Origin of the sequence: Aquimarina sp. EL_43 (assembly GCF_943422735.1) — a bacterium.
GTDB lineage: Bacteria > Bacteroidota > Bacteroidia > Flavobacteriales > Flavobacteriaceae > Aquimarina > Aquimarina megaterium.
Genome location: NZ_CALSBR010000001.1, coordinates 988,708 through 1,003,676 on the forward strand (window position 1 = coordinate 988,708; position 14,969 = coordinate 1,003,676).

The following is a 14,969-nucleotide window of genomic DNA, read 5'->3' on the forward strand; positions in this document are numbered from 1 at the left end:
TGCTTATACATGATTAAGAAAGCAGTTGTATGTATTTACAGCTGCTTTTTTTTTACCAAAGAATTCTATCCAGGATCATATGTACATCAATTAGAATAATACTAAATGTTCCTGCAACAATAATAAGTTTTAAAATGTTATGTAACCATACATAATGTGTTCTTCCCTTTGATTTCCATAAGCCGAGTAAAAATGCAAAAAGGAGTATAATACACGCATAAAAATACAGGTACATAAATCCTATCTCATATCTAGTGAGCAATAAATAAATAGGAACGCAAGAAGCCAGAATCAAAATAGTTACTATTCTTTTTGAGACTAATTCTCCATACACAATAGGTATCGTTTTATAGTTCTGGGCAAGATCTCCTCTTAAATTTCCTAAATCTTTAATCATTTCTCTCATGATCAACATCAAAAACAAAAATGTTGCATGAACAAAAATAACTTCGTCAAAGTTTTTATAATAAATAAATACAGCGAAAAATGGAGTTATTGCTAATAGAGAAGCGATAATATTTCCAATAATAGGAAATTTCTTTAGTTTATGAGAATAGAACCATATCCCGAAAATATATAAAGAGAAAAAAACAACTGCTCTAAAAGAAACATAACTGGCACATACTACAGAGAGAAAATTAAGGACAAAATACCCCGTAAGTTTTGTACGTTGACTCACTAACCGATCCAACATGGTCTTTTGTGGCCTATTGATTAAATCTTTTTCTTTATCATAAAAATTATTAATGATGTATCCTGCTGCAATCACACCGGCAGAAGCCAATACAATAACAAATAGATTTGGATCCAGAATAACATTTCGCAATCTGATCTGAGGTGCTAAAATAAATATTGATGTAAGATATTGTGCAAATACAATAATCAGAATATTATACCCTCTAACTACAGAAAATAAACTCAATAACTTGAGAAAAATGAGTTTGTTTTTTCTGGTAAGCATAATAATGCTTATTAAAAATTGTAGACTACCTCTAACTTATAATCCTTAAGTGAAGCCTGTGCTTTATCAAAATCCTGCGTAAACCCTAAAATATAACCACCGCCTCCAGAGCCACATAACTTAAGATAATAATCATTGGTTTCTATACCATGTTTCCATAAGGTATGAAATTGCTTTGGTATCATTGGCTTAAAATTATCCAAAACCACGTGAGAAAGCTCTTTTATATTAAAGAATAGAGATTTAACATCTCCTTTTAAGAAATCATCTACACAAGCGTCTGTATATTTTACAAACTGATTTTTGAGCATACTACGAAAGCCTTCCTGCTTCATGTTTTCCATAAAAATACTAACCATCGGGGCAGTTTCCCCAACAATACCGCTATCTAATAAGAAAACAGCTCCTTTTTTATTCTCTACACTTTGTGAAGGAATTCCTGCAGGTTCGATATTATCTTTAGAATGAATGAGAATAGGCAGACTAAGGTAGCTATTTAAAGGATCCAGTCCAGAACTCTTTCCGTGAAAGAAAGATTCCATAAGTCCAAAAATCTCTTTCAGTTTTAATAATTTATCTCGAGTAAGGTTTTCTAAAACAGTAATTTTATTAGCTGCATATTTATCATAAATCGCCGCTACTAATGCACCGCTACTTCCTACTCCATATCCCTGAGGAATACTACTATCAAAATACATCCCAGAATTGATATCTGAATGAAGTTTTTCGAAATCAAATTTCACAACTCCTTTATCCTGAATTTCTTCGAGATAGGTTGCAAAATTTTTAAGATTTTCATTGGATTGTATGGCCTCTTGATCAGGTGTTTCTGATACTTTTAATGCACCTTTAAAAAAATTATAAGGTATAGAAAGACCTTTAGAATCTTTAATAATACCATATTCTCCAAACAGAAGTATTTTAGAATAAAATAACGGTCCTTTCATCTATTTATTTATATTGTTTTAGAGGTTAGATAAAATCTTTGACGATTACAATAATCATTATTTTGCATGATTAAAGTTTTTTAATCGAGTTAATTTCATCATCTCTATAAATAGTTATATCTAATTTGTCGCCTTACTAGGATAAAGTTACACTATTTTTGCACCTAATCCTATTTTGTCACAAATATACTGTCCATTCTGACAATACGCAACTAACTCGTTGGTAATGAAATCTAAAACTTGATTTTTTTCGGTATTTGGATACAACACATGAACATTTGCTCCTGCATCAAGTGTAAAACAAACTTTTGATCCTGTTGTTGCGCGATATTCCCAAATTTTATGAATTACAGATAACGTATTAGGTTTCATTAGTATAAAATAAGGTAAAGACGTCATCATCATTGCATGTAATGTCAACGCTTCACTTTCTACTATCTTGATAAAGGCGTCTAAATCCCCCGAAATTAATATCTCTTTTAATTTAGTAACATTGCCGGTTGCTTGTTCAAATCGTTTTTCTGCAAAAGGATGACCGTACATTAGATTATGACCTACACTACTACTTACTTGTTTTTCTCCTTTATCAATTAATAAGATTGTATCCTGATAATCATTAAAATTTTGATGAACCGGAAACGGAAACGGTATTGCATATGCATCACTACTCTCGTTTATATCTGAATGTTCTCCCCAAACGGTAACCGGTCCTTCTATACTTCGACATGCACTCCCTGAACCTAAACGAGCCAAAAAAGAAGATTTTTGAAGACATTCTGAATCTGAAATATCCGGGTTTATCTTTTTTTCTAACTGCATCAGGCAATATGCCAGTGCACTCATCCCGCTAGCTGATGATGCAATCCCACTACTATGCGGAAATGTATTACTGGTTTCTATTCTGAATGTATATTGCTTTAGGAAAGGAAGATATTCTTGAATCCTTTCAAAAAAACTTTGAATCTTAGGTTTAAAATCTGGTTTAGGTTTTCCTTCAAAAAAAAGTTCAAAATCAAAATCTTCTCCTGCATCATCTCGTCTTTTATATGCTAAACTTGTTGTTGTTTTACAATTATCCAACGTAAAGCTAATCGACGCGTTCTCAGGTAATTGCACAGGTTTTTTACCCCAATATTTAACTAGAGCAATATTACTGGGTGAGGTACAAGTCACGATACCTTCTTCGGGTAATTTTGAAACTATAGGTAAGGTAAATTCTGGATAATCCGACATAGTATACAATGATTTTAAGCAAAGATAAGTGTATCCTATATTTTAATCTGTTTTATGTATTAGAAAATCTGGTATAGACTAAAATTATTTGAAACATTATTGCTTTATTTTATTTTTTAATTTAATTCGGGGTTATCAATAATCATGCAATACCAAAATTAAGAAAGCACATGTATGTGTTGTACTTTTAAAATTCTAATACATAAAGCGGGTTTAAGCGCATTGGTAGTAAAAATAAATTGCTATTTTAGTACTGCGCTAACTTGTTTCAATGAAAAAAAAGTTATTTCGTATTGGTATTGCGGTATTGGTATGTGGTTTGATCGGATTTTTGAGTAGTATTGCTACCCAAACTTCTATTAATACGTGGTATGCTGCTTTAAATAAACCTTCTTTTACTCCACCAAATTGGATCTTTGGACCAATATGGGTTCTGTTGTATATTATGATGGGGATTGCGGCCGGAATTGTTTGGAGCAAAGGCTTTTATCATAAATGGGTAAAAACTGCGTTATATCACTTTGGATTTCAATTGTTACTCAATGCAGCGTGGTCTATTTTTTTCTTTGGACTACAAAACCCATTGATTGCACTATTGGATATAATTGCCCTATTTATCCTATTGCTGTTTACCATTAAATGGTTTACCGTAGTAAATTCTACCGCTGCCTACCTACTTATCCCTTATGTTGTTTGGGTTGCTTTTGCGACTGCTTTAAATTTTGGTATATGGCAACTAAATTAAACCAGGAATAAGGAATATGATTTTTTATGAGTAAAAAAGCAATAGTCTTACAGACTACTCTAGAATTAATAACTAAACAAGGTATCCATGCCACATCTCTTTCTCAAATTATTAAAGAATCAGGCGTAGCAAACGGAACTGTATATCACCATTTTAAAAACAAAGAAGAGATCATTACAGAACTCTATTTAATGCTTACCCAGGATTTTGGCACTGTTGTCATGCGTAATACTCCAGAAGATGACATAAAGAAACAATTTACTGTAATGTGGCTTAATCTGTTCTATTATTTTGTCAATAATCCCCTTGCTTTTATATTTTCTGAACAGATTGCCCGTTCTCCAGAAATTCCTCAATCTTTAAAAGATAAAGCAAGGCAATACTATGGCGAAATCGAAAGCTATTTCAAAAAAGGTGTAAAACAAAAGGTCTTTAAATCTTATAATACTCTAATCATGGAAGAACTCTTCTTTGGTAATGTGGTATCACTGGTAAAGATCCATGAGAATGAACAAGTAAAACTGCAGGAAAAACATATCAATCAAGCTATCGAGATTTCCTGGAGAGGTTTTCTAAAAGATCAAACAATTATTTAATACACATTAATTAGATAGAAATTGTTACGAAAAAACACATCCTACTTTTCAGTAGGATGTGTCAACTTAGTATAGAACTTGTTTCATACATTTAATTAAATGCAATATTTACACAAGATTCGTTATATAGATTCTTAAGCACGAATTCTACCGCTTTTCGAGAATTACTCGTTTGCCCGATTAATCCTCCTTTATAGGTAAGTTTTCCTGTATTTTCATTCCAATAATACTCTTTGCTATCAGATTTAATAATACGTTTTTTATCTTTGATCATTACTTGAAAAGCATTGAGTTTCTGGCTATATTCGAGGCCAGACGGGAAATATACTTCGGCAATAAACTTAGTAGTACCTTTCTCATAAAAATAGCAAACACATTCTCCTATATCTTTTGCCTCAGAGACTCGAATCATATTATTTTGTACGATCTTCCATCCGCCATTAATACGTATAGCAACCACATCCATTAACATAGTTCCCTTTTCGGCAAGTCTTTTGTCTACAAATGATTCAAAACTGATAACCGCAGAAATGGTTCCTGCTCTTTCTTTTTGACTTTGAAAAACGATTTTATCTATGGTTAATCTAAATTGATAATTATTATCATTGACAATATCACTTAATTGAGTAGAAACATCTTTTTTGGTATAGTTTTTTCTCACCAAAGCTCCAGATAGATTAACATAGACAGTATTTCCTCTATATTTTTCGTCAAACAAATTTAGTACATCTTCTTTTTGGGTTCCCTGGGTTAATGCATTCATTTTATTGACATAATCTACCAATAACTTTTTTATAGGGTCGTTCTCATTAAATGCTTTGACCGGGTGAACACTACTAAATAAAAATATAAGGATAAGAATAAAAGTAATTTTTTTCATAGTGGTGGGGTATTAGTTAAACCTTATTAAGGTACGAAAAATTACTCAGAATCGCTAATATTAACGCACTATTCTTTATCTCAAATTACTTAATTACAATAACTTAATTACTGTTTTTTTTTAAAGTTTTCGACAATGGTATTATATTTCATTTTTTCAACAACTATCAAGATGTGATTGCTTTTGCTGCAATAAAAGCTCCGGTCCATGCATTCTGAAAATTAAACCCTCCTGTAATTGCATCTATGTTTAGTACTTCTCCTGCAAAATATAAATTATGACACTTTTTGCTTTCAAAAGTTTTAAAATTAACTTCTTTAAGATCAATTCCACCCGCAGTTACAAATTCTTCTTTAAATGTACTTTTTCCTTTTATCATAAAAACTCCTTGTGTAAGCTGTTCTGACAATGTTTTAAGCTGAATTTTACTCACATCGGCCCAACGTGTATCATTTCTTATTTCTGAAGCCGAAATTAAACTCTGCCAAAGTCTTTTTGGTAATTCAAATTGAGTGTATTTACTTATCTGCTGTTTCGGATATTGATTTTTTAGCGCTTTAAGTTCCTCTAAAACCTCTTGCTGTGAATAGTGCTGAAGCCAATTCACTATAATTTCAAAATTATACCGACATGCATTTAACTCTATAGCTCCCCAGGCCGAAAGTTTTAGAATTGCTGGTCCACTCATCCCCCAATGCGTAATCAACAATGGTCCCTCGCTCGATAGTTTTGAATGTTTGACTCGTACTGACGCATTTGTTACCACACCTGGTAGATTTCCAATTCTTGGATCTTTACTATTAAAGGTAAACAACGAAGGAACCGCATCGACAGTCTGGTGCCCTAAATCCTGAACTATTTTCCAGATTTTAGGATTACTCCCAGTGGCAATCATTAACATGGTAGTCTTAAAATCTCCTTGACTGGTTTCTACTAGCCATTGCTCACCTTCTTGATAGAAATTTTTAACGGCATGGTTTTTTAAAATTTCGACACCATATCTTTTTGTTTCCGACAGAAAACAATTAATAATCGTTTCTGAAGAGTTTGAAACAGGAAATATTCGACCGTCATCCTCTATCTTAAGTGTTACTCCACGGCGATCAAACCATTCCATCGTATCACCTGTCATAAATGTATGAAAAGGTCCTTTGAGTTCTTTTTCTCCCCTAGGGTAATTTTTACTTAATTCGTTAGGGATAAATTCTGCATGAGTTACATTACATCGCCCACCGCCAGATACTCGAACTTTGGACAACACTTCTTTCCCTCGTTCCAGAATAGCTATTTTTAGCTTTGGGTCATTTTCTGCTACATTAATAGCTGTAAAAAAACCAGCTGCACCACCACCAACAATTATTAAATCATAGTTCATCATGCAAAATTCGGAAAATCTGTGATGATACCCTCAACTTTCCATGATTTTGATTGCTCAATTTGCATTGCTGTATTTACGGTCCATACATATATGTTATATCCCTGATCCTTGGCAAGATTTACCTCATCTCGAGTCAGTGATAAAATTGGAGGATGTATAGAAAATGCTTTTAATCTCTCTGCTACATGTAAAGCCCGGGTTATATTTTTTTCAGTTAATACTCCTATCTTAAAATTAGAAGTAGCAGCTTTCAATTCGAACAACTGTGGGTGATCAAAACTAGAGATGATAAAATGATCATATTCCCAATCTGTATTTTCGATATATTCTTCTAGTAATCTAATAGTAGGCAAGGCTGTGTTTTTCCCTTTCAATTCTATGTTAAGTTCGCATTGCCCATCGATCATATCCAGCACTCCGCGCAATGTAGGTATCGTAAATCCTTCTTTTGTTTCAAACTGTTGTAACTCCTGTAAAGTATATTCTGATACATTTCCTGTACCATTAGTAGTTCTATCCAAAGTTTCATCATGAATCACTACCAATTCTCCACTTTTACAGCAATGTATATCAATCTCGACACCATCTACTTTATAATGCAAAGCTTCGGTGATCGATTCTAATGTATTTTCGGCGACTAAACCAGCTGCACCACGATGTCCGAATATTTTCATGAGTTATCTAATTAAGTTTCAGTCTTTCTACAGATTCAAGACATATTTTGTTTAGGCAATTATAATTTTCATCGATCCCCTCTAGAGCTTGTCGTAGGGCATATCTATTATTTTACATTCTTAATTATATGTTATTATATTGATATCAAAGAAACTAAAATTGTTACTTTTACAACAATTTAACATCACCCAAAGGTAACAATCTGTTATTATAGTACATGAACCTATGAATACTACCGAGGATCACAAAATTTTGGAAGGTATCGTCACCGGAAATGAGGTTGTCATTACTACATTTTATAGAAAAAACCTGCCCTATATAAGACAATACATCCTACAAAACTCTGGCAATGAAGAGGATGCCGAAGATGTGTTTCAAGATGCGTTGATTTTGGTATATCAGAAATTAAAAACGGATTCTCTGGAGTTACATTCTTCACTACGAACCTATTTTTATGGGATTTGTAAAAATATGTGGAGAAACAGATTACGAAAAAACAAAAAAATGATCATTACAGAAAAATTACCTGAGGATGCAGAAATAATTACCCCCACAGTGATCCAAGATATAGAATATAAAGAACGAGAGCATATATATCGAAGACACTTCTTAAAACTAAGTGATACATGTCGTGAGGTACTAAGCTTACTTTTTCAAGGAAATAGCATGAAAGATATTGCACATATCACAGGATATTCTGAAGGATATACCCGAAAGAAAAAATTTGAATGTAAACGATATTTAATAGAAATGATCGAAAAGGATCACGCCTTTCAAGAATTACAACTAAACCCTGAAAAAGAATTATAGTATGGAAAGAACTCCTGAAATATTCGATAAAATAGAAGGGTACCTTGCACATACGTTACCTGAAGAAGAAATAATTGCTTTTGAAAAAGAATTAGCTACTAATTCAGAACTGCAACAAGAAGTCGAAAAGCACAGGGTTCTGCATAAAACCTTAAGTGATCAAGATACTTTAGATTTTAAAGAAAAATTAATGCAGATTAGCACTACTATCAAAGAGGAACAAAACAACCCTTCTGCTCCGACATCTGCTCCTTATTGGAAAATTGCAGCATCTATTGCTATATTATTAGGTGTAGGAATGCTATTATGGTATACCTATATTAATCAGCATAATAATACTCAAGACTTATATGGCACCTATTATGAGCCTTTTCCTGTAGAAGATGCAATGAGAGGTAATACCAATAGTGAAGAAATGCAGAGCGTTGTAAAAAACTATGCTAAAGGTGCTTATGATTCTGTCGCTGTTGTGTTAGAAAAACACCCAAATTTAGATAATCAACTACAGCTATATCTAGGCAATAGTTATTTAAATATTGATCAGGAAGAAAAAGCTGTTTCTTTATTTAAAGACATTAAAAGTAGTGGTAAGTATTATGAAGTTGCCAAGTGGTATTTATCGCTCACCTATTTAAAATTAAATACTCCTAAAAAAAGTATTCCACTTCTTAAAGAAATCATTACTTATAATGGAGCATATAAAGATAAAGCTACAAGGCTACTTAATGCCTTAGAAAAAAACAAATAATATTTTTCTCCATATCAGCTTATATTAAATTGTATAGATCTAAAAAGATTCTGAAACAAGATCAACACAATTCTATAAAGCACTTATCTCTTATATCTTTTCTCTCTCACTATATACTATAGTTAAAACACTTGTTTTTCGGCACATCACATTCATAACTATAGTACTCTAAACAAAACATTTATAACTAATCTAACTAAAAAAATATTACCCGTTAAAAAAATAGGATATACGAGGTAACAAAATTTTATGTCATGACATAAATATATGAACCCCATATATATTGATTAATCTAATAATTCAATCTTCACTCTAAAGAAATAATTATGAATGTTATCATCAAACACGTTGAGCTTATGAATCGAATCGACCAACTAATTCGTTTAAAAGCTACAGGAAACCCTGTAGAACTAGCAGAGCGATTGGGAATTTCAAAAACAAAACTCTATCGTATCATCAACATTATGAAGGAACTAAATGCTCCTTTAGAATATGATATCGACCTACAAAGTTATGTTTATGTAAAATCTGTAGGTTTTAAATTTGGATTCTTTATTAAGGAAAGAAGTACAACAGAATTACACTCTTCTGTTGGATAATAAGATCATGATATACTAAACCAAGTCATTCTTCACCAAAAAACTGAACGCAGTATAAGTTTATGTAACACTGAACCGGTCGAAGCCATTTGAAAGTGGGTAGCCAAATGGTCCTTGACTGGTTCAGATTAATAAGTTATAGGTATTTATTTTCAGACAACTTGATATAAGGAATTTCAGCGTTTCTTATTTAAAAGCAGGCATCCCGGTAATATCCATTCCTGTAATTAATAAATGTATATCGTGTGTTCCTTCATAGGTAATTACACTTTCGAGGTTCATCATATGACGCATGATACTATACTCACCAGTAATTCCCATTCCGCCAAGAATTTGTCTGGCTTCTCTTGCGATATTAATTGCCATTTCTACATTATTACGTTTTGCCATAGAGATTTGCGCACTAGTAGCTTTACCCTCATTACGCAACACTCCTAATCGCCATGCTAATAATTGTGCTTTGGTGATTTCGGTAATCATTTCTGCCAGTTTCTTTTGTTGTAATTGGGTTGCTCCAATAGGTTTATCAAACTGAACGCGTTCTTTGGCATATCTTAGAGCGGTATCATAGCAATCCATAGCAGCACCAATCGCTCCCCAGGCAATACCATATCGTGCAGAATCCAAACATCCCAGTGGTGCTCCAAGCCCACTTTTAGCTGGTAATATATTTTCTTTTGGCACTTTTACATTATCAAAGATTAGCTCTCCGGTTGCAGAAGCACGAAGTGACCATTTATTATGTGTCTCTGGAGTTGTAAATCCTTCCATACCACGTTCTACGACAAGCCCATGGATTCTTCCTTCTTCATTTTTGGCCCAAACCACTGCAATATCAGCAAAAGGCGCATTAGAAATCCATAGTTTAGCCCCATTAAGCAAGTAATGATCTCCGTTATCTTTAAAATTAGTAGTCATCCCGCCAGGGTTAGATCCATGATCGGGTTCTGTAAGACCAAAGCATCCTATAAATTCTCCAGATGCTAACTTGGGTAAGTATTTTTTTCGTTGTTCTTCAGAGCCGTATTTCCAAATTGGATACATCACCAATGAAGATTGTACAGAGGATGTAGATCGTACTCCAGAATCTCCTCTCTCTATCTCCTGCATAATCAAACCATAGCTAATTTGATCTAACCCAGCACCACCATATTCTTCGGGTATATAAGGTCCAAATGCTCCTATCTCAGCAAGTCCTTTAATAATCTGTGTAGGGAATTCTGCTCGCTGTGCAAAATCTTCTATAATAGGAGATACTTCGCGTTTTACCCAACTACGAGCAGCATCACGAACCATTTTATGTTCATCACTCAATAATTCGTCAATTTGGTAATAATCTGGTGCCTGGAATAAATCTGGTTTCATTTTTTAAAATATTTTCTAAATTACTGCATATAAGTGCAAAACAAATGTAGGTAATGCTAAAAAAGCAAGCAATTTTTTTGACATTTTTAAAGAGATTGATCATTCTGCTATTGCATTTAATATTTTTTGATCAAAAAGACATCCAAATACGTTACTTTATTGCATTCATTTTGATAACAAAGTCAATTTAGTTTTTTACAGAGGTTAAAATTCATTATATCCGTCTACCAAAAAATTTGTGTATAATTTCCGCAGTTCACCTCTTTTTTCTACACAAACAAAGCCTTTTAAAGGAAAAAATATTATTCCAAAAAAAACATTTAATAAACTGTTTATCAGTCTTTTAAGTTTAAAAAAATATCTCTTATTTCTTCTGGCATAATTATTCTATACATAAATACATAATAGCATTAAAAATTTATTAAAACTAAAATTATAATAACAATGAAAAATTTATTTGTATTACCGGTATTAGCTTTTGGATTATTAGTAGGAACTCAAAACATGAATGCTCAGGAAGTAGCTTCTAATGATGATACAGAAGTAATTACTCCTGTTCAGGAAAAATATATAGATCTAGCTATAGAAAACTTACCTCAACCTGTTCTTGATGCAGTTGCAAAAGATTATGCTGGTGCGACTATCAAAAGTGCTGGAGCTAAAGAAGATGCTTCAGAATTTAGATTAATATTGAAACAAGGTGATAAGGAAATGGAAGTTTTCTGTGATGCAGATGGAAAATGGATCTCTAAAAAGGGATAAACCTTTAATGGTATATAAGAAAAGGTTTAATTTATTGGTGATATAAATTAAACTGTAGAGTGATTGAATTTAGAAAAAGGAAGATATACATCTTCCTTTTTTTTATGAATTACATTTTTAGATAAAATGCCTTGGTAAGGTTTATATATTCATCTGTATAATGATGTCGTTTCGTTTCTATAACCAATTCATTAGCTTCAAAATTCATTTGATCCCGACCAAATAACAACAAGCTTCTTTTTATTTCTGAAACTGGTGTCCCTTTTACTCTTGTGATCTTTTGCGGAAACAAATTTACCTGTGCAGCTATATCAATAGCACGTGTTTCTTCTTTATATGGTATAATCATTGCAAATTTCCCCTTATCTGATAACAGTTTTGACGCTCCGATTAAAAGATGTTCAAAAGGAAGAGCATCTTCGAATCTAGCCATATCTCGTTTTATATCCGACGTTTTATAGTCCTCTGCATAAAATGGGGGATTACTGATTAGCAAGTCGTATTGATCGTCAATTTCTGATACAAACTCCTGAAAAGAGGCATGATAACAAAATAGTCTATCTCCCCAGGGTGATGCCTCAAAATTTTCGACAGCTTGCTCATAAGCATCTACATCGATTTCTATAGCGTCGATCACTTCTGCCTGAGAACGTTGTGCTGCCATTAAAGCTATTATTCCTGTTCCTGCTCCTATATCAAGAATTGAGGTTACGGTATCATTAATAGGAGCCCAGGCTGCAAGTAGGACTCCATCTGTACCTATTTTCATGGCACATCGATCTTGATGAACCGTAAAGTCTTTAAATACAAAAGGCTTAGTCATAATCGGGGTGTAAAATAAGATTAAAGGTACAAATCAATGAGTCCTTCGGGAGTACGAACAGTAATCGTTTTTGACTCTCTATCAATTTTATCAATAAATTCATCATTCATAGGAATAAGAATCTCGATACCATTACGATCAACCTCGAACAAAGCCTGAGCAGTTGTGTCATTAATAGCTTTAATAATTCCTACTTCTCCAAAAACAGTATCAATAATAGTAAAACCAATTATTTCGTGATAATAAAACTGAGTTCCTTCAAGTTTTGGTAACAACGTAAGTGGTAAGTATAGTTCTGCTTTCATGAGATCGTCTGCATCTTCTTCTGAATCTACATCCTCAAATTTTATACGTAGTAAATCACTTTTATGTAGTGAACATTTTTCAATAAAAAATGGAACCAGATTATTGTTATAGTTAACAAATACTGATTCCATTTTCGTATAACTTTCGGGCTCATCAGTATCTAATTTAACCAATACCTCGCCCTTAAAACTAAATTTACTTACGATTTTACCTAGATAGAAGCATTCTTCTTTCTTCATCGTCAATAATGCAACTATTCTTCTTCGTTGCTAGCTTTTTCTGTTACCTCTGCTTCAGCAACTTCTTCTGTAGCAGCTTCTTCCGCTTCAGCAGCAGTTTCTTCTACTTCTTCAGCTTTTGCTGCAGCTTCACGTTTAGCATTTACTTCTTTCTCTGCTTCCAAAGCTTTAGCTTTTGCCGCCGCTTCAGCCTTTGCCAATGCATCTTTCTTTGCATCAACAGATCCTTCTTTTTCAGATAACCAAGCTTGGTATTTTTCTTCGGCTTGCTCCTCTGTTAAAGCACCTTTCTTTACTCCAACAGCAAGGTGATTTTTTAGTAAAGCTCCTTTATAAGATAAAATAGCTTTTGCAGTATCGGTAGGTTGTGCACCGTTCTGTAACCACTTTACAGCTCCATCAACATCTAAGTCAATACTTGCTGGGTTTACATTAGGATTATAAGTTCCTAATTTTTCAAGAAATCTACCATCTCTTTTTGATCTAGCATCTGCTGCTACGATCCAGTAAAAAGGCTTCCCTTTTTTACCGTGTCTCTGTAATCTAATTTTAACAGGCATATAAATTAATTTTTGGGTACTCGACCCTATTCATAATTAAGGGCGCAAAGATAACTATTTTTAATCAATTCGAATCAACAAATAAAAGTTTATTCTCTGTAAAATAATCATTTATAGAAATAATGTATAAAAAACAGGTTCACAAACTCTGTTTTTATGGCAAAAAACACTCGTCAATCCCGGTTTTTATTAGGAAAAAATATCATTTTGTGTATTTCGTCGATGAAATATGCTTTTTTTTCGATAAAAAAGTTGTTTTCTTAATATTTTCATTATATGTTTGTAGGTGTAAACATATTTTTACGGTTTTTCCGTAAGAAAATCATACTAAAGCCCCAAGCCTATGATTAAAAAAATTACCCCTCTAATGGCAGTAATCTGCCTTTTTTTAACTTCATGCTCTACAGATATTGAAATAAACACACCAGCTTTACAAGCAAAAATTGATGGTGAGTTATTTAGATCATCTATTAAAAAAGCTGTTATTTATGAAGATGGTACATTAGTAATATCAGGAAGCTCGGGAGATAAATCTATAAGCTTTACGACTACATCTACTAATGTTGGAACATATAAGACTGCTCTTCAAACTATAAGTAAGGTTAGTTTTCAAAAAAATCAAACAAAATTCATTTCTAAAGACGGAGAAACCGAAGGTGAAGTGTCAATAACAGAAATATATAACAATGAAATTTCTGGTAATTTTCATTTTAAAGATCTTAAAGATGACAATGGCAATCCAGTAGATTTTAATAATGGATGGTTTTATAGACTACCATTAGAAAATGGTACAATTGAAGAAGAGGTACCCGAAGAAATTAACCCTTGTTTGCTTAATGCATCTTTAACTGCTTTGGTGAATAATACAGAAATGATTACTGATAATCATACTGCCAAATTATTTGGTGTAGATGATGCTTCTATTCTCATTACTGCTACCAATGAAACCGAAGAAGTAAATATTGTGTTTATGGCTAATGTAGCACCAGGCACATACCCACTAACCGGATCTGGAAATTATAGTGCTTCTTACGAAGTAAATAATGATAAGTCCTCTGCATTGTCAGGAACTCTTATTATTACGAGTCACGATATCGAAACCAAATGTATTAGTGGAAGTTTTGAATTTGAAACCAGAAGTGGTTCTCAAATATCACAAGGTTCCTTTGATTTTGGTTATTAATATTTATTACCCCTAAATAATTACCCTACTCGACTTTGCTCATAAAAAGCGATCATTAATGAAATGATCGCTTTTTTCATACACTTACCTTCCTGTATCGATAACACATAAAACTATAGTTAATAATTCTGAATAACTTTTCGAAAATCGAAGTATCAT

General features: G+C 32.8%; 17 protein-coding genes. 7 read left to right on the forward strand and 10 right to left on the reverse strand.

Annotation, left to right across the window (positions count from 1 at the left end):
• Nucleotides 1–52: 52 nt before the first annotated feature.
• From NNL09_RS04515 to NNL09_RS04525, 3 genes are all read right to left on the reverse strand, one after another.
• Nucleotides 53–961 (reverse strand): geranylgeranylglycerol-phosphate geranylgeranyltransferase, encoded by a 909-nt coding sequence (locus NNL09_RS04515; RefSeq protein ID WP_025663415.1) that lies wholly within the window; start codon nucleotides 959–961, stop codon nucleotides 53–55.
• 11 nt (nucleotides 962–972) lie between these two features.
• Nucleotides 973–1,908, reverse strand: coding sequence for a mevalonate kinase (locus tag NNL09_RS04520; protein WP_025663416.1), 936 nt, complete (start codon nucleotides 1,906–1,908; stop codon nucleotides 973–975).
• Nucleotides 1,909–2,055: 147 nt separating this feature from the next.
• Complete coding sequence (locus tag NNL09_RS04525) at nucleotides 2,056–3,141, reverse strand: diphosphomevalonate/mevalonate 3,5-bisphosphate decarboxylase family protein (protein ID WP_196909260.1); 1,086 nt, start codon at nucleotides 3,139–3,141, stop codon at nucleotides 2,056–2,058.
• A gap of 271 nt (nucleotides 3,142–3,412) precedes the next feature.
• Here NNL09_RS04525 and NNL09_RS04530 point away from each other — a divergent pair, with 271 nt between their 5' ends.
• Entirely contained in the window at nucleotides 3,413–3,886 is a 474-nt protein-coding gene (locus tag NNL09_RS04530) for a TspO/MBR family protein (protein ID WP_025663418.1), read from the forward strand.
• Between the two features lie 26 nt (nucleotides 3,887–3,912).
• Nucleotides 3,913–4,482 (forward strand): TetR/AcrR family transcriptional regulator, encoded by a 570-nt coding sequence (locus NNL09_RS04540; protein ID WP_025663419.1) that lies wholly within the window; start codon nucleotides 3,913–3,915, stop codon nucleotides 4,480–4,482.
• A 91-nt stretch (nucleotides 4,483–4,573) separates the two neighbouring features.
• Here the strand turns inward: NNL09_RS04540 and NNL09_RS04545 are convergent, their stop codons facing one another.
• The 3 genes from NNL09_RS04545 to NNL09_RS04555 form a co-directional block, all read right to left on the reverse strand.
• Nucleotides 4,574–5,362 carry a hypothetical protein gene (locus tag NNL09_RS04545; RefSeq protein ID WP_025663420.1) on the reverse strand — a complete coding sequence of 263 codons (789 nt, stop codon included), beginning with the start codon at nucleotides 5,360–5,362 and terminating at the stop codon, nucleotides 4,574–4,576.
• Between the two features lie 166 nt (nucleotides 5,363–5,528).
• Nucleotides 5,529–6,740, reverse strand: coding sequence for an NAD(P)/FAD-dependent oxidoreductase (locus tag NNL09_RS04550; RefSeq protein ID WP_196909261.1), 1,212 nt, complete (start codon nucleotides 6,738–6,740; stop codon nucleotides 5,529–5,531).
• The gene (locus NNL09_RS04555; RefSeq protein WP_025663422.1) at nucleotides 6,737–7,414 is read right to left on the reverse strand and encodes a glycerophosphodiester phosphodiesterase family protein; all 678 of its coding nucleotides are present in this window, start codon (nucleotides 7,412–7,414) and stop codon (nucleotides 6,737–6,739) included. Before NNL09_RS04555 ends, NNL09_RS04550 begins: the two co-directional genes overlap by 4 nt.
• A gap of 226 nt (nucleotides 7,415–7,640) precedes the next feature.
• Here NNL09_RS04555 and NNL09_RS04560 point away from each other — a divergent pair, with 226 nt between their 5' ends.
• The 3 genes from NNL09_RS04560 (at nucleotide 7,641) to NNL09_RS04570 (ending at nucleotide 9,572) form a co-directional block, all read left to right on the forward strand.
• On the forward strand, nucleotides 7,641–8,225 hold the full coding sequence (locus NNL09_RS04560; protein WP_025663423.1) for an RNA polymerase sigma factor: 585 nt from the start codon (nucleotides 7,641–7,643) through the stop codon (nucleotides 8,223–8,225).
• A 1-nt stretch (nucleotide 8,226) separates the two neighbouring features.
• Entirely contained in the window at nucleotides 8,227–8,973 is a 747-nt protein-coding gene (locus NNL09_RS04565) for a hypothetical protein (RefSeq protein ID WP_196909262.1), read from the forward strand.
• 356 nt (nucleotides 8,974–9,329) lie between these two features.
• Nucleotides 9,330–9,572, forward strand: coding sequence for a hypothetical protein (locus NNL09_RS04570; RefSeq protein WP_051475966.1), 243 nt, complete (start codon nucleotides 9,330–9,332; stop codon nucleotides 9,570–9,572).
• Nucleotides 9,573–9,758: 186 nt separating this feature from the next.
• On the opposite strand, the gene NNL09_RS04575 is transcribed toward NNL09_RS04570, so the two are convergent.
• The gene (locus NNL09_RS04575; protein ID WP_025663426.1) at nucleotides 9,759–10,937 is read right to left on the reverse strand and encodes an acyl-CoA dehydrogenase family protein; all 1,179 of its coding nucleotides are present in this window, start codon (nucleotides 10,935–10,937) and stop codon (nucleotides 9,759–9,761) included.
• A gap of 444 nt (nucleotides 10,938–11,381) precedes the next feature.
• On the opposite strand from NNL09_RS04575, the gene NNL09_RS04580 reads away from it, so the two are divergent.
• Nucleotides 11,382–11,699: a hypothetical protein gene (locus NNL09_RS04580; protein WP_025663427.1), complete on the forward strand. Its 318-nt coding sequence runs from the start codon at nucleotides 11,382–11,384 to the stop codon at nucleotides 11,697–11,699.
• Nucleotides 11,700–11,808: 109 nt separating this feature from the next.
• Here NNL09_RS04580 and NNL09_RS04585 read toward each other — a convergent pair whose 3' ends face one another.
• Genes NNL09_RS04585 through NNL09_RS04595 form a run of 3 tightly spaced genes read right to left on the reverse strand, consistent with a single transcriptional unit; the run spans nucleotide 11,809 to nucleotide 13,627 of the window.
• The gene (locus NNL09_RS04585; protein WP_196909263.1) at nucleotides 11,809–12,522 is read right to left on the reverse strand and encodes a tRNA1(Val) (adenine(37)-N6)-methyltransferase; all 714 of its coding nucleotides are present in this window, start codon (nucleotides 12,520–12,522) and stop codon (nucleotides 11,809–11,811) included.
• 20 nt (nucleotides 12,523–12,542) lie between these two features.
• On the reverse strand, nucleotides 12,543–13,067 hold the full coding sequence (rimM, locus tag NNL09_RS04590; protein ID WP_025663429.1) for a ribosome maturation factor RimM: 525 nt from the start codon (nucleotides 13,065–13,067) through the stop codon (nucleotides 12,543–12,545).
• A gap of 14 nt (nucleotides 13,068–13,081) precedes the next feature.
• Entirely contained in the window at nucleotides 13,082–13,627 is a 546-nt protein-coding gene (locus NNL09_RS04595; protein WP_025663430.1) for a 30S ribosomal protein S16, read from the reverse strand.
• Nucleotides 13,628–13,970: 343 nt separating this feature from the next.
• Here NNL09_RS04595 and NNL09_RS04600 point away from each other — a divergent pair, with 343 nt between their 5' ends.
• The gene (locus tag NNL09_RS04600) at nucleotides 13,971–14,810 is read left to right on the forward strand and encodes a DUF6252 family protein (RefSeq protein ID WP_025663431.1); all 840 of its coding nucleotides are present in this window, start codon (nucleotides 13,971–13,973) and stop codon (nucleotides 14,808–14,810) included.
• The last annotated feature ends 159 nt before the right edge of the window (nucleotides 14,811–14,969 follow it).